At 71.7% G+C, this 19,609-nt stretch carries 16 protein-coding genes; 14 read left to right on the top strand and 2 right to left on the bottom strand.

Going from position 1 to position 19,609, the window contains the following annotated elements:
- The first annotated feature begins 6 nt into the window (after nt 1-6).
- The 11 genes from KIK05_RS15985 to KIK05_RS15935 all read left to right on the top strand — a co-directional run bounded on the left by KIK05_RS15985 (nt 7) and on the right by KIK05_RS15935 (nt 13,417).
- Complete coding sequence (locus KIK05_RS15985) at nt 7-756, top strand: glycosyltransferase family A protein (RefSeq protein ID WP_214411490.1); 750 nt, start codon at nt 7-9, stop codon at nt 754-756.
- On the top strand, nt 753-1,922 hold the full coding sequence (locus tag KIK05_RS15980; protein ID WP_308249944.1) for a cytochrome P450: 1,170 nt from the start codon (nt 753-755) through the stop codon (nt 1,920-1,922). The genes KIK05_RS15985 and KIK05_RS15980 overlap by 4 nt, the downstream gene beginning before the upstream one ends.
- Nucleotides 1,919-3,421 carry a class I adenylate-forming enzyme family protein gene (locus tag KIK05_RS15975; RefSeq protein WP_308249943.1) on the top strand — a complete coding sequence of 501 codons (1,503 nt, stop codon included), beginning with the start codon at nt 1,919-1,921 and terminating at the stop codon, nt 3,419-3,421. Before KIK05_RS15980 ends, KIK05_RS15975 begins: the two co-directional genes overlap by 4 nt.
- The gene (locus KIK05_RS15970) at nt 3,421-4,335 is read left to right on the top strand and encodes an NAD-dependent epimerase/dehydratase family protein (protein ID WP_214411489.1); all 915 of its coding nucleotides are present in this window, start codon (nt 3,421-3,423) and stop codon (nt 4,333-4,335) included. Before KIK05_RS15975 ends, KIK05_RS15970 begins: the two co-directional genes overlap by 1 nt.
- Nucleotides 4,336-4,529: 194 nt before the next feature.
- Complete coding sequence (locus tag KIK05_RS15965) at nt 4,530-5,705, top strand: cytochrome P450 (RefSeq protein ID WP_308249942.1); 1,176 nt, start codon at nt 4,530-4,532, stop codon at nt 5,703-5,705.
- Nucleotides 5,706-5,837: 132 nt separating this feature from the next.
- A complete protein-coding gene (locus tag KIK05_RS15960) occupies nt 5,838-7,298 on the top strand; it encodes an LCP family protein (RefSeq protein WP_214411487.1) in 1,461 nt (486 codons plus the stop codon).
- Between the two features lie 53 nt (nt 7,299-7,351).
- Nucleotides 7,352-9,691, top strand: coding sequence for a glycoside hydrolase family 95 protein (locus KIK05_RS48120; protein WP_214411486.1), 2,340 nt, complete (start codon nt 7,352-7,354; stop codon nt 9,689-9,691).
- Between the two features lie 451 nt (nt 9,692-10,142).
- On the top strand, nt 10,143-11,204 hold the full coding sequence (locus KIK05_RS15950) for an ABC transporter substrate-binding protein (RefSeq protein ID WP_214411485.1): 1,062 nt from the start codon (nt 10,143-10,145) through the stop codon (nt 11,202-11,204).
- 31 nt (nt 11,205-11,235) lie between these two features.
- Complete coding sequence (locus KIK05_RS15945) at nt 11,236-12,096, top strand: ABC transporter ATP-binding protein (protein ID WP_214411484.1); 861 nt, start codon at nt 11,236-11,238, stop codon at nt 12,094-12,096.
- Between the two features lie 2 nt (nt 12,097-12,098).
- Nucleotides 12,099-13,022 (top strand): ABC transporter permease, encoded by a 924-nt coding sequence (locus tag KIK05_RS15940; protein ID WP_214411483.1) that lies wholly within the window; start codon nt 12,099-12,101, stop codon nt 13,020-13,022.
- Entirely contained in the window at nt 13,022-13,417 is a 396-nt protein-coding gene (locus tag KIK05_RS15935) for an RrF2 family transcriptional regulator (RefSeq protein ID WP_214411482.1), read from the top strand. Before KIK05_RS15940 ends, KIK05_RS15935 begins: the two co-directional genes overlap by 1 nt.
- Before the next feature lie 14 nt (nt 13,418-13,431).
- Here the strand turns inward: KIK05_RS15935 and KIK05_RS15930 are convergent, their stop codons facing one another.
- Nucleotides 13,432-15,366 (bottom strand): APC family permease, encoded by a 1,935-nt coding sequence (locus KIK05_RS15930; RefSeq protein ID WP_308249941.1) that lies wholly within the window; start codon nt 15,364-15,366, stop codon nt 13,432-13,434.
- Nucleotides 15,367-15,663: 297 nt separating this feature from the next.
- Between KIK05_RS15930 and KIK05_RS15925 the strand changes: the two genes are divergently transcribed.
- Together KIK05_RS15925 and KIK05_RS15920 are read left to right on the top strand one after the other, a co-directional pair.
- Entirely contained in the window at nt 15,664-16,620 is a 957-nt protein-coding gene (locus tag KIK05_RS15925; RefSeq protein WP_214411481.1) for an ATP-binding protein, read from the top strand.
- Between the two features lie 106 nt (nt 16,621-16,726).
- The gene (locus KIK05_RS15920) at nt 16,727-17,113 is read left to right on the top strand and encodes an SCO5389 family protein (RefSeq protein ID WP_214411480.1); all 387 of its coding nucleotides are present in this window, start codon (nt 16,727-16,729) and stop codon (nt 17,111-17,113) included.
- Nucleotides 17,114-17,186: 73 nt separating this feature from the next.
- Here the strand turns inward: KIK05_RS15920 and KIK05_RS15915 are convergent, their stop codons facing one another.
- The gene (locus KIK05_RS15915) at nt 17,187-18,128 is read right to left on the bottom strand and encodes a LysR family transcriptional regulator (RefSeq protein WP_214411479.1); all 942 of its coding nucleotides are present in this window, start codon (nt 18,126-18,128) and stop codon (nt 17,187-17,189) included.
- A 154-nt stretch (nt 18,129-18,282) separates the two neighbouring features.
- Here KIK05_RS15915 and KIK05_RS15910 point away from each other — a divergent pair, with 154 nt between their 5' ends.
- Nucleotides 18,283-19,557, top strand: a complete 1,275-nt coding sequence (locus KIK05_RS15910) for a pyridoxal phosphate-dependent aminotransferase (RefSeq protein ID WP_214411478.1) — start codon at nt 18,283-18,285, stop codon at nt 19,555-19,557.
- Nucleotides 19,558-19,609: the final 52 nt, after the last annotated feature.

The following is a 19,609-nucleotide window of genomic DNA, read 5'->3' as shown; positions in this document are numbered from 1 at the left end:
GGCGAGATGGACCTGTGGATCGTCGTCCCCGCCTACAACGAGGCCGGGGGCATCGAGGCGACGCTGCGCGCGCTGGACGCCCAGGACGACCAGGACTTCACGCTGGTCGTGGTCGACAACAACAGCACCGACCGCACCGCGGACGTGGTCAGGGCCTACGCCGTCACCTCGCTCATGAGCATCGAGGTGATCACCGAGGAGCGCAAGGGCACGGGTGCGGCCTCCGACACCGGCATGCGGCACGCCATCGCCCGGGGCGCGACGCACCTGTTGCGGACGGACGCCGACTGCCTGCCGCGCCGCGACTGGGTGCGGGCCATGCGGCGCGGCTTCGCCGACGGCCTCGAAATGGTCGGCGGCCGGCTGCGGCCCCGTACCGACGAGTTCCGGCTGAAGCTGTGGGAACGCCACCTGATCCCGTTCATCGTGGACGTGGCCGCCGCGTTCGGCCGTGTCCGGCCGGGCAACCGCGACCCTGCCTACCTCGGACCGTACGTCATGATCCCGGGCTGCACCGTCGGCATCACGGCCGAGCTGTACGAACGGTCGGGCGGGTTCCCGCGTACCGCGATCGAGGAGGTCCACGAGGACCGCGCCCTGGTCAACCAGGTGCGCAGGCTGACCCGCGCGTACGCCTCCCGCCGGGACGTGGTCGTGTACGGCTCGGTGCGGCGGCTGCGGGCCTACGGCCTGGCCGGCACCCTGGCCTGGTACGCCGACCACCACTACCGACCCGACGTCGTCGACATCCGGTGAAGGCGCGCGACGACCGCGCCGGGCGGGCCATGCGGCACGAGACCCGGCTGTACGCCGCCGCGCACCCGGTGGCGTACCCGCTGATGCGGCTGCTCGCCCGGCTCGGCCCCGTGGTCCGGGTGCCGGGCGTCGGGGTCGTGGTGAACGACGCCGCGACCGCCCGCGCGGTGCTGATGGACGAGCGTTTCCGCAAGGACGGCCCCGGCTCGCCCGGCGACCTGTGGACGCCGGTCCTCGGCCCGTCGGTGCTGCTGAACATGGAGGGCGAGGCCCACGCGGCGTTGCGCCGCCGGCTCGCGCCGCTGTTCTCCCCCGCGCGGGTCACCGAGCTGGTGTCGGGCGTGCTGGAGATCCCGCTGCGTGAGCTGTCGGCGCGGCTGGCGCGCGGTGACACGGTCGACCTGGTCGACGAGATGCGGCTGATGGCCGGGGCGGTGATCTGCCGGCTGATCGGCATGGGCGAGGTGTCCGCCCGGGAGGCGCGTTCGCTGTTCGCCGAGGGGGAGCGCGTCGTCGCGATGGTCTCGCTGCGCTCCCGCAGGCTCTCCGATCGCCAGATCGCCGTCGCGCGCCAGGTGCTCGACCGGGTCGGCGACATCGCGGGCGCGGCGTACGACCGGGGCGAGGAGTCGACGGTCATGGGCCGGATGCGTTCGCTCGGGCTGTCGGCGGCCGAGGCGCGCGGGGCGGCGGGAGCGTTCTTCCTCACCGGCAGCGAGACGGTGGCGACGTTCGTGCCGAGGCTGGTCGCGCTGCTGGACGACAGCGGGTGGCGCCCGGAGGGGCCCTACGGCCTCGACCGGGCGATCGAGGAGGCCATGCGGGTGACGACGCCGACTCCGGTGATGCTGCGGTCGGTGTCCGTCCCGGCGCGCGTCGGGCGCGTCGCCGTGCGTCCCGGGGACCGGGTGCTCATCGTGACGCACAACTGCGCCCGCGCCCTCGGCCCGTTCGACCCGGCGCGCGGGCACCCGCCGGAACTGCGCCGACTGTGGTTCGGGGCCGGGCCGCACTTCTGCATCGGCTATCCGCTGGCGCTGGCGGAGATCCGGGCCGTGGCGGAGATGCTGCTGGCCCACCAGGTCAGGGTGGTCGGCCGCCGGTACGCGCGCGGGGTGCTCATCCCCACCTACGCACACCTGTGGATAACGGCGGGGGCGAAGTGAAGGACGTCGTCGGAGGTGTCCTGGAGGCCGCCGCGCGGTCTCCCCTCGCGGTCGCGATGATCGACGGGCGCGGCCGGGAGCTGACGTACGGCGCTCTGCGCCGCCATGTGGAGGCCGCCGCGGCGGCCATGACCGGGAGCCGGGGCGGACTGCGGCCGGGTGACGGCGTGCTGTTCGCCGTGCGCCCCGGGCCGGACGCCGTGACGCTGGCCCTCGGGGCCGTCGCCGCCGGGGGCATGCTCGTGCTCGCCGACCCTGGTCTCGCCCCCGACGTGGCCGCCGGGCGGCTGGCCCTCACCAGGCCGTCCTGGGTGGTCGCCGACTCGCTGGTGTACGCGCTGAGCGGGCCGCTGCGCCGCCTGGCCCGGCGGCGCGGCCTGTCGCTGCCGCACCTTCGCGACCCGGTGCCCGGGAGCCCGGTGCGCCACCTCTACGCCGGCCCGTGGCTTCCGGGCGTGCCACGCGGAGCCGTGTCGCTGCGCGCGGTACGGCGGCGGGCCGTGTCGCCGTACGGTGGCCCGCCCGAGGCCACGGATCAGCCGGCCGTCGTCGCGTTCACCTCGGGCACGACCGGGCGTCCGCGTGGCGTCGTCCACACCCGGGGCTCGCTGGCGGAGGGGGCGTCCCTGTTCCGTCAGGTGATCCCCCTGGGGCCGGGCGACGTCGTCCACACCGACCAGCTCATGGTGGGGCTGCCGGCGCTCATGGCGGGTGCCACCTGGTCGCTGCCCGGCCCCCTGCCGTTCGCGGAGGAGGTGGCGGCACGCCGGGCCACCCATGCCTTCTGCGTGCCGGTGCGCCTGGACGCCGAGCTCCGCCGGACGCCCGCCCTGCCGCCGACGCTGCGCTGCCTGCTGCTGGGCACGGCGCCGTCCCCGCCGGCCGTCCTGCGGCGGGCCCGCGCGGCGGCGCCGGACGCCGAGATCTGGTCGGTGTACGCGATGACCGAGGCGCTGCCGATCGCGATCGCCTCGGCGGAGGAGAAGCTGGCCTGCCGGGAGGGGGATCTGCTGGGCGCGCCGCTGCCCGGCGTGGCCGTCCGGATCGCCGAGGACGGCGAGCTGCACGTCTCCGGCCCGCAACTCGCGCTCGGGTACCTCGGGGAGGCCCCGCTGGGAGAGGTCGCGACCGGTGACCTCGCCCGGATCGACGGGCAGGGGCGGCTGGTGCTGCTCGGCCGGAAGAAGGACATGATCCTCAGGGACGGGGTGAACATCTACCCCGGCCTGTACGAGCCGGCGATCGGAGCGCTCCCCGGCGTCGCCGAGGCGGCCGTCGTCGGCATCGAGGACCCGGAGACCGGCGACGAGGAGGTCGTGCTCGCCGTGGTGGCCGACGAGGGCTTCGACGCGGCGCGGCTGCGCAAGGAGCTTCCGCGCATCATGGACGCCGGGGCCCTGCCCGACCGGGTCGCGGTGGTCGAGGGCTTCCCGCGCGCCGGCCGCACCGACAAACTCGACCGGGCGAGCCTGCGTGACCTGCTGAGACAGGGTCGGTGATGAGGCTCGCGGTGACGGGGGCGACCGGGTTCGCCGGGGGCGCGGTGTGCCGGGCGGCGGTGGAACTCGGCTGGCGGGTGCACGCGTTCGGGCGGCGGCCCCACGCGGTCGTGGAGGGCGCCTCGTACCGCTCCTGGGACGTCACCGGGCCCGTGCCGGGCGATCTGCCGGAGGTCGACGCGGTGGTCCACTGCGCGGGGAGCGTCACCGACTGGGGACCGGCCCGCGAGATCATCGAGGTCAACGTCGCCGGCACCGCCCGGGTCCGGCGGGCGTTCCCCGCCGCCCGCTTCGTTCATGTGAGCACCGCGAGCGTGTACGACCCGTTCCGCCCGACGGTGATGGCCCGGGAGGACGAGTGCCGGGCGCGGCGGTACGTCAACGCCTACGGGGCCTCCAAGGCACTGGCCGAGCGGGTGCTGGCCGGTACGGCGGTGGTGCTGCGGCCGCACGCGGTCTACGGGCCGGGGGACACCACGTTGCTGCCCCGGGTGCTGGGGGCCGTGCGGGGGCGGCGGCTGTGGGCGGTCGGCGACGGGAGCCAGCGGGTCAGCCTGACCTCCGTGGGCAACCTCGCGCAGGCCTGCCTGCTGGCGGCGCGCGGCCCGGTGGACACGGGTGTGTTCAACGTGACGGACGCCGAACCGGTCGTCCTGGACGACGCGCTGCGCTGGATCCTGCGGGAGCGGGGTGTCGACGCCCGGCCGGCCTACCTTCCGGCCTCGGTGGTGATGCCGCTCGCGGCGGTGGCGGAGGCGGCGTTCGGGCTGCTGAGGCGGCCGGAGCCGCCGCGCCTGACCCGGTACGCGGTGGGTCATCTGGCCGTGGAACGGACCCTCGACATCTCGGCCGCGCGGGACCGTCTCGGCTACCGTCCCGCGCCGACGTCGTTCGCGGGCGCGTCGGCGTGGTGACCCCCGGGCAGCGAAAGCCCTAAAGAGGGATAAATACTGAAATAGGGCTAAAAGCCCTATGGTGGATCACTGTGCGTCATGACATGTCTTGACAATGAGGATTGCACGACCGCCCCGCGAAATGCGACCGTCGGGATGACCCATTCGCGCAGGGGGCGTGGATGGGACGCAAGCCGAAGAGAGGGGCGCCCATCGTGTCCGATCTCCCCCAGCTGCCGTTCCCGCGAAGCGGGCCGCTGGACGTGTCACCGGAATTCCGCGACCTGCGCAGGAAGGCGCCGATCGCCCGGGTCCGCACCCAGACCGGCGACGAGGCATGGCTGGTCAGCGGTTACGAGGACGTACGCCGGCTGCTCGCCGACGAACGACTCGGCCGCTCGCACCCCGAGCCCGACTCGGCGCCCAGGATCTCCAACTCGGTGATCCTCGGCGGCCCGAGAGGCGACTACGACACCGAGAAGTCCCAGCACGAGCGGATGCGTAAACTGCTCGCCCCCGCTTTCTCCGCCCGCCGGATGAAGGCGCTGGCCGGCCACGTCCAGGACCTGGTGGACGACCTTCTCGGCCAGATGGCCATGAAGTCCCCGCCGGTCGACCTGCACGAGCACTTCTCCTTCCCGCTTCCCGTGCTGGTCATCTGCGAGCTGCTCGGCGTGCCGTACGACGACCGCGACCACTTCCGCTCGCTGGCCGACGGCATGACCAACATGACCGACCCGGCGGCGGCCGGCGCCGCGCTGGAGGAGCTCACCGTCTACATCCACCAGCTGGTGCTGGAGAAGCGGGACCACCCCGCCGAGGACGTGCTGTCCGACCTGGCGGACATGGACGCCGACGACGCCGAGATCTCCGAGCTCGGCGCGGGCCTGCTGTTCGCCGGGCACGAGACCACGGTCAACCGCATCGACTACGGCGTGACGTACCTGCTCAGCGACCTCGCCCACCGGGACGCGCTGGTCAGGGACCCGTCGCTGGCGCCGCTGGCGGTCGAGGAGATCCTGCGGATGTCGGCGCCGTCCGACCACGGCCTGGTGCGGTACGCCAAGGCGGACATCGAGCTGGAGGACGTGACGATCCGTGCGGGCGAGGCGGTGCTGATCTCGACGATCGCGGCGAACCGCGACGAGACGGTCTTCTCCGAGCCGGACCGGTTCGTCGTCGACCGCGACTCCTCCGATCCGCACGTCGCGTTCGGGTACGCCCACCACCACTGCATCGGGGCGAACCTCGCCCGGGTCGAGCTGCGGGCGGTGTTCGGCACGCTGTTCCAGCGGTTCCCGACCATGGAGCTCGCGGTGCCCGTGGCGGAGCTGCGCCCGAAGACGGGCCGGCTGACCGGCGGCTTCCTGGAGTTGCCCGTCACCTGGTGATCTTGTCCGGTTCTGGGCGGGCCCGGCGGCCCGCCCTCCGTGTGTCGCGCCCCGGCTGAACGATCACGACAGTGATCGTTATTAGCCTGTTACCGAAAACCCGCTGAAAGTGACAGGCCGGGGGCGATGCCGATGAAAACCGAAAGCAGAGGCCTCGGGACGGGGCCGGCAGGGGCCGGGTGGGGTGATCGGGAACCCGACCGGCCGCCACCGGGCGGCGAATGGGCGGGGAGCGAGCGGCCCGGACTCGCGCGCGTCCTCGCCCTCACCGCCGGCTCCGCGCTGCTGTGGGGCCTGGCGCACCTGTGCACGGGCCGCCGCACCACCGGCGCCGCCCTCGCCGGCCTGTACGCCGCGCTGGCCGCGGCCGTGGTGGCGTCCGTCACCGTGTCGCGCTCGCGGTTGCTCACGCTCCTGGTCCACCCCTGGGGGCCGGCCCTCCTGACGGCAGCCGCGATCGTGACCGGCATCGCCTGGTCGGCGGTCGTCCTGCGGTCGTACCGGCTGCTCGCGCCGTCCGGACTCGGCCGCTGGGAGCGGGGGGCCGCGCGGACGGTGACCACGGTGCTGTGCGCGGCCGTGCTCGCGCCCCCGCTGTACGCGGCGCACCTGGCGCGGGTGTCGCACGAGGTGGTCACCACCCTGTTCGCCTCCGGCCCCGCCATGGGCGCCGACCCCTGGCGCGGCAAGGAACGGGTGAACATCCTCCTGCTGGGCGCGGACGCGGCGCGGAACCGTCCCGGCGCGCGGACCGACAGCATGACGGTGGCCGCCATCGACACCAGGACCGGCCGCACCGTGCTGTTCAGCCTTCCCCGCAACCTCCAGCGGGTGCCGATGCCGAAGGGCCCGGCGCGAGAGGTGTTCCCGGACGGCTTCACCGGCGACGGCGCCGGCCCGGCCCCCGCCCTGCTCAACGAGGTCTACCAGTGGGGCGAGGAGCACCCGTGGATCGAGCCGAGGCTCCCCGAGCGGCGCCGGGGGGCGGCGCTGCTGAAGCAGACGATCGGCGGCATCCTCGGGATCCCGGTCGACTACTACGTCATGGTCGACATGAAGGGGTTCAAGGAGATCATCGACGCGACCGGCGGCGTGACGGTGACCGTCAAGCACGACATCCCGTACGGGCTGGAGGGCGGGGTGCTGCGGGCGGGCACGCGCAGGCTGAGCGGCGAGGAGGCCTTGTGGTTCGGCCGCTCCCGCTCCGACTCCGACGACTACACCCGGATGGGCCGTCAGAAGTGCCTGCTCGGGGCCATCGCCGCGCAGTCGGACCCGGTGACGGTCCTGCGGAGCTTCGAGCGGCTGGCCGATGCCGCCAAGCGGTACGTTTTCACTGATATCCCGGGCGAGTCTCTGCCGGCTCTGGTAGATCTGTCCAAGAAAATGAAGAACGTCCCGATTGAAAGCGTGCAGTTCGTTCCCCCGCTCATCAACACCGCCTACCCCGACTGGCGACTGATCAAGGAGAAGGTGGCGGAGTCCATCGACGCTCCACGGGCCAGGCCCTCCCGCCACATACCGGGCCGCAACCCCGGCGCGGAGGCATCCCAATCCCCATCGTCGAGCACAGTTACCGCTTCTTGTAACTAATTCTGATTAGCCCCGTTAAGATGCGGTTCGATCATCATGTTGATCGGGGAGAGATGCTGACCCTGTGGTACGACCGTCCCGCGGACGGGGCGGATGAGCACGACGCGTGGGAACGGCTGGCCCTCCCCGTCGGCAACGGCAGGCTCGGGGCGATGGTCTTCGGGCGGCTCGGCACCGAGCGGATCTCCCTCAACGAGAGCACGTTGTGGACCGGCGGCCCCGGCTCCAAGGACGCCCCCGAGGGCTATCGCGCCGGGAACTGGGCGACTCCCCGGCCGGGAGCCCTGGAGGAGGCCGGGAAGCGGATCGCGGCCGCCGGGCGGATCGCGCCCGAGGAGGCCGTCCACCTGCTCGGCAACGTCGCCGGGATGGACGGGCACATCCCCGGGTTCGGCGCCTACCAGCCGTTCGGCGACCTGCTCCTCGACATCGAACCGGCGAGCGGCGTCGGCGAGGTCACCGGTTACCGCCGCGAGCTCGACCTCGCCACCGGGATCGCCTCCGTCTCCTACACCCGCGGCGGCGTCCGCTTCACCCGCGAATGCTTCGCCTCCCACCCGTCCCAGGTGGTCGTCGTACGGCTGGCCGCCGACCGTCCCGGGCAGGTGTCCCTGACGGCCCGGCTGACCGGCCCGGAGGCAGGGATCGCGCCGGACACCCGCGCGCCGGGCCTGCTGGCGCTGCGGGGGGCGCTGGACGACAACGGGCTCCGGTACGAGGGGCGGCTCCAGGTGCTGGCCGAGGGGGGCGGCCGTACGGACGCGGGCGGCGCGGTGGTCGTGCGCGGCGCCGACGCCGTGACGCTGATCTTCTCCGCGGGCACGGACTACGCGCCCGTGCACCCGCACTACCGGGGGACGGATCCGCGTGAAGCGGTCACATCGTGGGTCGACCTCGCCGGCGCCCGGGGGTACGCGGCGCTGCGGGCGGAGCACGTGGCGGACCATTCGGCCCTCTTCGACCGCGTCCAGCTCGACTTAGGGGGAAATTTCGCCCAACAGGCGGGTATGCCGACCGACCGGGCGCTCGCGGCGTACGGCGAGGGAGGAGCGCGCGACCGCGCCCTGGAGACGCTGCTGTTCGCCTACGGACGCTACCTGCTCATCGCCTCGTCCCGGCACGACTCGCCGCTGCCCGCCAACCTCCAGGGACTGTGGAACGACAGCCCCACCCCGCCCTGGGACGGCGACTGGCACACCAACATCAACGTCCAGATGAACTACTGGCCGGCCGAGGTCACCGCCCTCAGCGAGTGCCTACCACCGCTGCTGCGGTTCGTCGACGCCCTGCGCCCGCCGGGGCGGATCACCGCCCGCACGATGTTCGGCGCCTCCGGCTGGGTGGTGCACTCCAACACCAACCCGTTCGGATTCACCGGCGTCCACGACTGGCCCACGTCGTTCTGGTTCCCGGAGGCGGCCGCCTGGCTGGCGCAGCACGCCTACGAGCACTACCTGTTCAACGGCGACCTCGACCACCTGCGCGATCACGTCTACCCGCTGCTGGCGGAGACCGCGGAGTTCTGGCTCGACCGGCTCGTCGAGGACGGCGGGCTCGTCGTCTGCCCCAGCCACTCGCCCGAGCACGGCCCCTTCTCCGCCGGCGCCGCGATGTCCCAGCAGATCGTGTGGGACCTGCTGGCCAACACCGCCGAGGCCGCCGACGAGCTCGGGATCGAACCTTGCTACCGCCTGCTGAAGGCGCTCGGCGAACTGGACGAGGGCCTGCGCATCGGGTCCTTCGGACAGTTGCAGGAGTGGCGGGAGGACTGGGACGACCCCGACGACACCCACCGGCACATCTCACACCTGTTCGCGCTGCACCCTGGCCGGCGGATCCACCCCTGCACCGAGTACGGCGAGGCGGCGCGCGTCACGCTGGAACATCGCGGGGACGGCGGGACCGGCTGGAGCAGAGCGTGGAAGATCAACCTGTGGGCACGCCTGCTCGACGGCGACCGCGCCCATCACCTGCTCGGCGAGCAGATCAGGCACAGCACGCTCCCCAACCTGTGGGGCACCCACCCGCCGTTCCAGATCGACGGCAACTTCGGGACGACCGCCGGGATCGCCGAGATGCTCCTGCAGAGCCACGCCGGCGTGATCGACGTCCTGCCGGCGCTGCCGTCCGCCTGGCGGCACGGCTCCTTCGACGGCCTGCGCGCCCGTGGCGGCCACACCGTCGGAGCCACGTGGCGTGACGGCGAACTGACCGAGGTACGCGTCCTTCCCGGCCGCGACGGCGAGATCCGCCTGCGCAACCCCGCCTTCCTCAACGGCTGCCACACCCACACCTCCGACGGCGGTCACACCCCCGTCCCCACCACCGTAGAAGACGACACCGCCACCTTCCCCACCACCAGAGCCCACCCCTGCCAAATCACCCTCCCCTGACCCCCACACCACCAGAACCCCGCACGCCGAACCTCCCTGACACCACCTGGGCCCCCGCACCACCCACCTCCACTCACCCCGAATCGCCAGGGTCAGCGCAGCACATCAACCACCACCACACCAGGCTCGCCGACACCCCATCCGCCAGATCCCAGGCGCCACAGCCACCCGCCCAGGCCCAGACGTGCTCGTCAATCGGCGCCGCGACGGCGGCTCGCAGGACGGCGGATCCGGCGCCGTTCACGGCGGGCCGCGGTGCTGTCTTCCCTCTGTTTTCGCAGGTCATGACATAGGTCGATATATCCGGATATAGAGCACCGCGCCGCCCTCCCCAACGGACACGAAGCGGTAACAACACGTGCCCGCCCCATCACCCCCGCTTGACAGGAGCCCCGGCATGTCGTCTTATGACACCTAACCGACTTATTAAGTAGGAATTAAGGAGTAGTCCATGAGGGTACGCAGGCTCCGGGGGATGACAGCGGCACTGGCCGCGGTCGCGGTGACCGCCCTCGCGGCGGCCTGCGGCGGAGGCGGCGGCGTCTCCGGCAGCGGCGGGGGCACGGCCAAGACCGAGGTCCGGCTCGGCTTCTTTCCCAACATCACCCACTCCACGGCCCTCGTGGGCGTCAAGAAGGGTTTCTTCGCCAAGGCGCTCGGCGACAACGTCACCCTCAAGACCGCCACGTTCAACGCCGGCCCGGCGGCGACCGAGGCGATCTTCTCCGACGCCGTCGACGCCACCTACATCGGCCCGAACCCGGCCATCAACGCCTGGTCCAAGTCCAAGGGACAGGCCATCAAGATCGTCGCCGGTGCGGCCTCCGGCGGCGTCTACCTCGTCGTCAAGCCCGGCATCAACGGCCCGGCCGACCTCAAGGGCAAGAAGATCGCCACTCCTCAGCTCGGCAACACCCAGGACGTCGCGCTGCGCTACTGGCTGCAGGAGAAGGGCCTCAAGACCGACACCAAGGGCGGCGGCGACGTCTCGATCGTCCCCCAGGAGAACTCCCAGACCCTGCAGACCTTCGCCACCGGCGACATCGACGGCGCCTGGGTCCCCGAGCCCTTCGCCAGCCGTCTCGTACTCGAGAGCAAGGGCAAGATCCTCGTCAACGAGGCCGACCTGTGGCCGAACAAGCAGTTCGTGATCACCCACCTCATCGTGCGGCAGCAGTTCCTCAAGGAGCACCCGGACCTGGTGAAGAAGCTCATCGAGGGGCACGTGGAGGCGAACGGCTACATCGCCTCCGACCCGGCCGGCGCCAAGGAGGCGATCAACTCCGAACTGCAGGACCTGACCGGCAAGCCCCTCAAGCCCGAGGTGCTGGACAGCGCGTTCAAGAACATCACCTTCACCAATGACCCCATCGCGTCCTCCCTGCTGACCAGCGCCGACCACGCCCAGAAGGTCGGCCTGCTCGACCCGGTGGACCTGAACGGCATCTACGACCTCAAGATCCTCAACGAGGTCCTGTCCGCCAAGGGACAGCAGGCGGTGAACGACAAGTGACCACCATCCAGGCGACCACGCAGGAGGCGAAGTGACGGCTCCCGCTCAGGAGCTGCAGGCCGGCCGGGCCGACGGGCACGAGCCCGCGGTCCGGCTGGACGCGGTGTCCAAGGTGTACGGCAGAGAGCTCCTGGCCCTCGACCGCGTGACGCTGTCGGTCGGCAAGGGCGAGTTCGTCTGCCTGCTGGGCGCGTCGGGGTGCGGCAAGAGCACACTGCTCAATCTCGTGGCCGCGCTCGACCGTCCGACGGCCGGTGAGATCGACACCGGGGGCGGGCGCATCGCGATGATGTTCCAGGAGCCCGCGCTCTTCCCCTGGCTCACCGTCTCGGCCAACATCGAGCTGGCCCTGCGGGTGACCGGAACCTCGGCGAACGGCTCGACGGGCGCGCCGCGGACCACCAGGAAGGACCGCCGCAGGCGCGCGGAGGAGCTGCTGGAGATCGTCCACCTGGGCGGCTTCGGCGACAAGCGCCCGCACGAGCTGTCCGGCGGCATGCGCCAGCGCGTCGCGCTCGCCAGGGCCCTGGCCCAGGACGCCGACGTGCTCCTCATGGACGAGCCCTTCGGCGCCCTCGACGCCATGACCCGTGACCTGCTCCACGACGAGCTGGAGCGGATCTGGCGCGAACGCGGGCTGTCGGTGCTGTTCGTGACCCACAACGTGCGCGAGGCCGTACGCCTCGGCGACCGCGTGGTGCTGCTCAGCAGCCGTCCCGGCACGGTGATCCAGGAGTTCCCCGTCACGCTGCCGCGCCCGCGCCGTACCGACTCCGGCGAGGTGGCCGAGCTGGCGGCGGGCATCACCGAACGGCTGCGGCAGGAGGTCCTGCGCCACGCCGGCGCGAAGCAGGCCCATGCACCCGGCGGACACGGAGAGGTGAAGGGGTGAGCATGACGACCGGTCCTTCGACCACCGGCGCACTGGAGACGTCCCCCGGGCAACAGCCGTCCGGAGCCGGGGCGACAGACCTCTCCCAGCAGCTCGCGGGCCTGGACGCCCTCGAGCTGTCCGGCCGGGAACGGCGCGGGGTCGCCGCGCGCGTCTGGGCACGCGTCTGGCCGATGCTGTCGGCCGTCGTGCTGGTCCTCGCCGTCTGGGAGGTGGTGACCCTCAGCGGGTGGCGGCCGGAGTACGTCTTCCCCGGCCCCGTCACCGTCTTGCAGGAGCTGGGGCACCGTCTGGGGGATCCCGAGTTCTACGACGCCGTCGCCGTCACCATGCGCCGGGCGATAACCGGGTTCGCGATAGCGGTGCTCGTCGGGCTCGTCATCGGGGCGGCGGTGTCGCGCGTACGTCCTCTGCGGGCGGCGTTCGGCTCGCTGATCACCGGGCTGCAGACCATGCCGTCGATCGCGTGGTTCCCACTGGCGATCCTGCTGTTCAAGCTGAGCGAGAGCGCGATCCTGTTCGTGGTCGTCCTCGGCGCGGCGCCGTCCATCGCGAACGGGCTGATCGCCGGGGTCGACTACACCCCGCCGATCCTGCTGCGCGCCGGGCACATCCTCGGCCTGCGGCGGCTCGCGCTGTACCGGCACGTCATCCTGCCGGCCTCGCTGCCGTCGTTCCTTTCGGGGCTCAAACAGGGGTGGGCCTTCGCGTGGCGGTCGCTCATGGCGGGCGAACTCCTGGTGATCATCGCGCACCAGACGTCGATCGGCGAGCAGCTCGACAACGCCCGGGAGCTGTCCGACGCCCCCGGCCTGCTGGCCACGATGATCGTGATCCTCGTCATCGGCATCGTCGTCGACATGTTGTTCGGCGCGGCCGACAACGCTCTCCGGCGCCGCTGGGGACTGGACCAGCGCGTCGGCTGATGCGGATCTCCGCGAGAACCCAGTACGCCCTGCGTGCCGCCGCCGAGCTCGCGGCCGCTCCCCCGGGCCCCGTACCGGCGGAACGGATCGCGAGCTCGCAGGACATCCCCCGCAGATTCCTGGACAACATCCTGCTCCAGCTGCGGCGCGCCGGGCTCATCGAGAGCCAGCGAGGCCCCGAGGGGGGTTACTGGCTCGCGCGGCCGGCCACCGAGATCACGCTCGCCGACATCATCGTCGTGATCGAGGGCGTGCCCTCGCACAGCGAGCGGTTCCCCGGGGTGGCCGGGCCGCTGGCCGACGTGTGGTCCGCCCTGCGCGCCTTCGAGAACGAGACGCTGACCGAGATCACCCTGGCCCACATCGCCAGCGGCTCCCTGCCGCCCCTGTCCTGACCCGCGGTGCGGGGTCAGCCCACGTGGACCGGGGGGCGGCGGGTGTCGTCGGGTTCGGCTTGGCGGAGGACTTCGCGGGTGAGGGGGGCGACGTCGCCGCCGCCGAAGACGAGGTAGCGCAGGAGGGCGGCAACCGGGTTGCCCTCGGACCAGTGGAAGTAGATGTGCGGCAGCTTGCCCGTCTCGTCGCGGATGTGGAGCAGGACCGCCGCGATCGTGTTGGAGACGGTGGCGCCCGACACTCGCAGGATCTTGTAACCGTGCCGTTCCTCGCCCTGCACGCACAGCTCGGAGTGGAACTCTGAGGCGTCGCCGACCGTCACCTCCAGGAACAGCAGGGGCTCGTCCTCAGGCAGGTGGTGGTTGCGCCGGGTCTCGTAGTCCTTGTCGGCGTACTCCTTCTCGTCGCGCGCGTCCGGCTCGTTGGCGATGATGCGGATCTTGCCGGGGACGTCGATCATCTTCTTCGCCTCCTCGTCCAGCTCGATGGCACTGACCCGCAGCTCGGTGGAGCGGGTGGCCCGGGAGATGAGCGAGGTGACGACGATGGCCACGACGAAGAAGAACGCGATCTTCAGGCCGTCGGGCCGCTCGATGATGTTCGCGACGGCCGTGTAGGCGAGGATCAGCGCCACGAGGCCGAACGCGGCCGCGCGACCGGTGCGGCGCTGCTGCCAGGAGGAGAGCGTCACCGCGACCGCGGCCGACAGGATGAGCGCGAGCACCCCCGTGGCGTACGCGCCGCCCTGCTCCTCGACGCCGGCGTGGAAGAAGATCGTGATGGCGAAGGCGATGGCGGTGAAGACCAGGACCAGCGGCCGTACGGCACGGGTCCAGTCGGGGGCCATGCCGTACCGCGGGAGGTAGCGCGGCACGATGTTGAGCAGCCCCGCCATGGCGGAGGCCCCGGCGAACCAGAGGATCGCGATCGTGCTCAGGTCGTACAGCGTGCCGAAGAGGTCGCCGAGGTTGGTGTGGGCGAGGTAGGCCAGGGCGCGCCCGCTGGCCTTGCCTCCCGGCTGGAACTCCTTGGCCGGGATCAGCACGCTGGTCGCGAAGCTGCTCGCGATCAGGAAGACGCTCATGATCAGCGCCGCCGTGGTGAGAAGCCGCCGGGCGCCCTTGACACGCTGCTGGAGGTCGCCCTTGACGAGCGGCATGACCGCGACGCCGGTCTCGAAACCCGAAAGGCCGAGCGCGAGCTTCGGCATGACGTACAGCGAGACGGCGATCATCGCGAGCGGCCCCGAGTGCTCGGTGGTGAGCGCGTGCTCCCAGTCGCCCACCAGCGCGGGGTGGGAGACGGCCTGGATGACGGCGGTGACCACCACGACGACGTTCAGCACGAGGTAGACGGCCACGAGGATGACGGCGAGCCCGATCGCCTCGCTGAAGCCACCCAGGAAGATCAGGCCCAGCAGGGCGATGAGCACCAGGGTGATCGGGACTCTCCACCCGTCGAAGAAGTCGGGCACGAAGGGGTTCTCGACGATGTGGGCGGTCGCGTCGGCCGCCGAGAGCGTGATCGTGATGACGAACGCCGTGGCGACGAACCCGAGCAGGAACAGCACGAGGAGCTTGCCGCGCCACCCCGGCAGAAGCCCTTCGAGCATCGACAGCGAGCCGAGGCCGTGGGGGCTCTCGGCGGCCACTGCGCGATAGGTCGGCAGCGCGCCGAACAGCGTGAGCGCCACCAGCAGGAGCGTGGCGATGGGGGACAGCGAGCCGGCGGCGAGCGCCGCGATGCCCGGCTGGTAGCCGAGCGTGGAGAAGTAGTCGACACCGGTGAGGCACATGACCTGCCACCACTGGTGCTGCTCGTGGGGCGCGGGATCGGCGTGCTGCCCCACGGCCTTGCGATCGGATTGGAGCAGGCCGTGCAGCAGCCACGCACGCAGCTTGTCGTCGGCGCGCCGCCCCGTCGCCGGCGGAGTGGATGTCGTGGCCACCCCTGTCACCCCTTGTTGTAGTACCGCAGGACGACAGGAACCCTACTCAACCCCTGCCGTCCGCGCTGACCATCCTCGACTCCCTGTGGACAACTCCCGACTGCCCGCCAGGTCCTGTGGACAACCACCGCCCTTGTGGACGACGCCGCTGCAGCACGTCACCCCTGCGGAAAACGGGGCCTGCTGCAGGCAGAGGCGTCCCTGAACAGCGGAATCGGGAGTGCGCGATCCCCGGGCGTGGCATGATGAAGGCCTCGGTACTTGCAATGGTTTTCATAATCAGATTGGATCCGACGTATGAGAGTTGCCTTCGTCGGCAAGGGCGGCAGCGGCAAGACGACGCTGTCGTCGCTGTTCGCCCGGTACGCCGCGCGGCAGGGCGGTCCCGTCGTCGCCGTCGACGCCGATATCAACCAGCACCTCGGCCTGGTCCTCGGGCTCGATCCGTCCGAGCTGCCCGAGCCGCTCGGCACCCACATCGGCGACATCAAGGAGTACCTGCGGGGGGACAACCCGCGCATCACCTCCGCCGCCTCGATGGTGAAGACAACGCCGCCGGGTCGCGGGTCCCGGCTGGTCGGCGTCACCGACCCCTTCTTCATGGACCGGTTCGCCACGACGGTCCAGGGCTTCGACCTCATGGTCACCGGCCCCTTCAGTGAGGAGGACCTCGGCGTCGCCTGCTACCACTCCAAGGTGGGCGCCGTGGAGCTCTTCCTGAACCACCTGGTCGACGGCCCCGACGAGTACGTCATCGTCGACATGACGGCGGGCGGCGACTCCTTCGCCTCGGGGCTGTTCACCCGCTTCGACATGACCTACCTCGTCGCCGAGCCGACACGCCAGGGCGTGAGCGTCTACCGCCAGTACCGCGACCACGCCCGCGACTTCGACGTGCCGATCGCCGTGGTCGGCAACAAGGTGCACACCGAGGCCGACGTCGCCTTCCTCCGCGAGCAGGTGGGCGACGACCTGCTGGTGTGCCTGGAGCACTCGCCGGCCGTCCGGGGCATGGAGCAGGGCCGCGCCTTCACCCTCGACGACCTGGAGCCCGCCAACCAGGAGGCCCTCACCGTGCTCATGAGCCACCTGCGCGCCCAGAAGAAGGACTGGGAGAAGTTCGGCCGTCAGACCGTCGAGTTCCACGTGCGCAACGCGCGGGCGTGGGCCAACAGGGCCACCGGCGAAGACCTGCTGCGGCAGATCGACCCCGAGTTCGTCTTCGGCGAGCGCCCCACGGTCCCCGCCGGGTGACCGGCCGCGTCGCGTGGCCCACGTGACTGTCTCCGTCACGCCACATGGAGCCATCCGACGCCACACATAACGTCGGATTCGTCCCTCCCGAGAGGAGAAACACAGCATGTCGCTGACCGTTCCGAACGAGCTCCTCGACCAGGCCCGCGCGGGTGACGTCGACGACGAGGCGTTCCTCGCCTGCGTCCGCGACTCCCTCCCCTACGCCTGGTCGCTGATCACCGGGCTGGTACGGCAACGCCAGGAGAGCGGCGCCGAGTTCGCCGACAACCACACCCCGCCGCCGGACGAGGCAGCGCGCGGCCAGCTCCTGCGGTGCATGGCCAGCGACGCCATGCGCGGCGCGCTGGAGCGCCACTTCGGCGTACGGCTGGCGTTCCAGAACTGCCACCGGGTCGCGGTGTTCGACCCGGCCGCCGAGAAGGCGCACGCGGAGTTCGTCACCGCCCGCGCCCAGATCCTCAACCAGCAGCCGGAACTCGTCGACTGCTGATCGCGCCCACACTCGTCACGCATGCCGCACCGCTGAGGTGGCGCGGCATGCGTTCTTTCACGGCAGCGGAGTGTCACTCGGCCGAGAACCGCACCGGCGCCAGGTCCGCCGACAGGTAGCGGGCGGCCACGTGCAGGGCCCGCAGGGTGGCCGCCACCGACGGCCGGTTCACGCTCGCGGCCCTGGCCACGGCGTGCACCTCCCTGGTGACCGGGTCGCCGGGGAACTCCCGTACCGCGACCCCGCGCACGCCCGCCGCCAGCGCCAGCGCGGGCACGGCGGCGATGCCGATGCCCTTGGCGACGAGGCTGAGTATCGTTCCGAGCCCTTCGAACTCCCACGGCACGGGCTGGGCGCCACCGACCTCCGCGAGCAGCCGGTCGACGGCCATTCGCGACGGCTCGCCGTCCGGCGTCGCCATCCAGGGTTCGTCGCGCAGCTCCCACAGGTCGACCGGGACGGAGGGGTCGGCCATGCGGTGCCGCCGGGGCACGACGAGCACGATGGGGTCGCGCAGCAGCGGGTAGACGGTCAGGACGTCGTCGCCGCGGGCGCGCACGCGTCCGTACCAGTCGTCCACCAGGGCGATGTCGACCTCGCCCGACCGCACCTCCCGCATGCCCCGCCCCGAGCGACTCTGCCGTAGCCGCAGGGACAGCGAGGTGTGGCGCCGCAGCGACCTCGCGAGCACGGGGGCGAACGCGACCGCGGCCGTGGGGAAGGCCGTCACCACGACCCGGCCCGACGGGGTGGCCTCGTGGGCGGACAGGTCGGACTCGGCGGTCTCGGCCATGGCGAGGATCCGTTCGGCGTGCTCGACCAGGCGGTGCCCCGCGTCGGTGAGCTCGGCGCTGCGGGAGGTGCGGTCGAGCAGGACGGCCCCGGTCTCGCGTTCCAGCGTCGCCAGCTGCTGGGAGACCGCCGACGCGCTGTATCCGAGGGCGGCGGCGGTGGCGGCGATGCTCCCTCTGCGGGCGAACTCGCAGAGCAGCGCCAGCCGCCGGAGGTCGAGCATCGGTTCTCCTCACGTCTTCCAATGACCAGTCTGGCGTGCCCGGCTGCCACCGAGCATCGGGTTTTCTTACGGTCACCCCCGAAAAGCCTCGCTTGTACTGATGGATGTACCGCTCCAAGCTGGGCACGTCCCCCAGTACCAGGAGGTTTTGACCATGAACGTCACTCTTTCCGCCACTCTGGCCGCTAATGAGGACATTGCCCGAAGACGTCGCGCCGGGCAGCGGGTACTGAACCTCGCATTCGGCGAGGCGGGGCTGCCCGTTCACCCGGCGCTGCGCGAACGGCTCGCCGAGGCCTCGCGGGAGAACGGCTACGGTCCGGTCGCCGGCGTGACGGCCCTGCGCGAGGCGGCGGCGGGCTACTGGGCGCGGCGCGGCCTCCCGACCGATCCCGAGCTCGTGGTCAGCGGACCCGGCAGCAAGCCCCTCCTTTACGCCCTGCTGCTCGCCATCGGGGGTGACGTCGTGCTGCCCATGCCGAGCTGGGTGACGTACGCCGCCCAGGCGGCCCTCGCCGGCGTCCGGCCGATCATGGTCCCCGCGCCCCCCGGCGAGGGGGGGACGCCGGCCCCCGACCGGGTCGCGGAGGCCGTCCTGCGCGCCCGCGCCCAGGGACGCACGGTCGGCTCGATCCTGCTCACGCTGCCCGACAACCCCACCGGCAGGCTGGCGACCCCGGAGACGGTGACGCGCCTGGCGCGACTGGCCCGCGAACTCGACCTGACGATCATCTCCGACGAGATCTACCGGGATCTCGTGCACGACGGGACCGCGGCGTTCCTCAGCCCGGCCGAGATCGCCCCGGAGCGCACGATCATCACCAGTGGCCTGAGCAAGAGCCTGGCCCTCGGCGGGTGGCGCATCGGCGTCGCCCGGCTCACCTCCGTGCCGCTCCGCGACAAGCTCCTCGCCATCGCCTCGGAGGTCTGGTCGAGCCCGGCCGCCCCGGTGCAGCAGGCGGCGGCGTACGCCTACACCGAGCCGGTCGAGATCGTCGAGCGCGTCGCGGCGAGCAGGAGGTTGCACGGCGTGGTGGCGCGGGCGGTGGCCGACCGTTTCGCCAGGGCGGGCGCGGTCCTCGACTCCCCGCAGGGCGGCTTCTACCTCTACCCCGACCTCGCCCCGCTGCGGAGCTTCGCCACCTCCGACGATCTCGCCTCGGCCCTGCTCGAGCAGCACGGTGTGGGCGTCCTGCCCGGTACGGCCTTCGGTGACGCGCCCGGGAACCTGCGGGTGCGCGTGGCGACGAGCCTGCTGTACGGCGAGGGCGACGAGCAGCGGACGGCCACGCTGGAGAGCGAGCGGCCCCTCGATCTGCCCTGGGTCACCGCCTCCCTGGAGCACCTGGAGGAGGCCCTCGCGAGGTTCACCGCGACCGGCGAATTCGCCGCCTGGATCCCCGCTTCCCTCGACCCCGTGACCTCGTGATCGTCATTGCCGAATCTTTACCGTTCGCGACTTGGGAGACGCGGCGACGATC

The sequence above is a fragment of the Sphaerisporangium fuscum genome, from assembly GCF_018531465.1.
GTDB lineage: Bacteria > Actinomycetota > Actinomycetes > Streptosporangiales > Streptosporangiaceae > Sphaerisporangium > Sphaerisporangium fuscum.
This window is presented reverse-complemented; position numbering and strand designations above follow the sequence as displayed.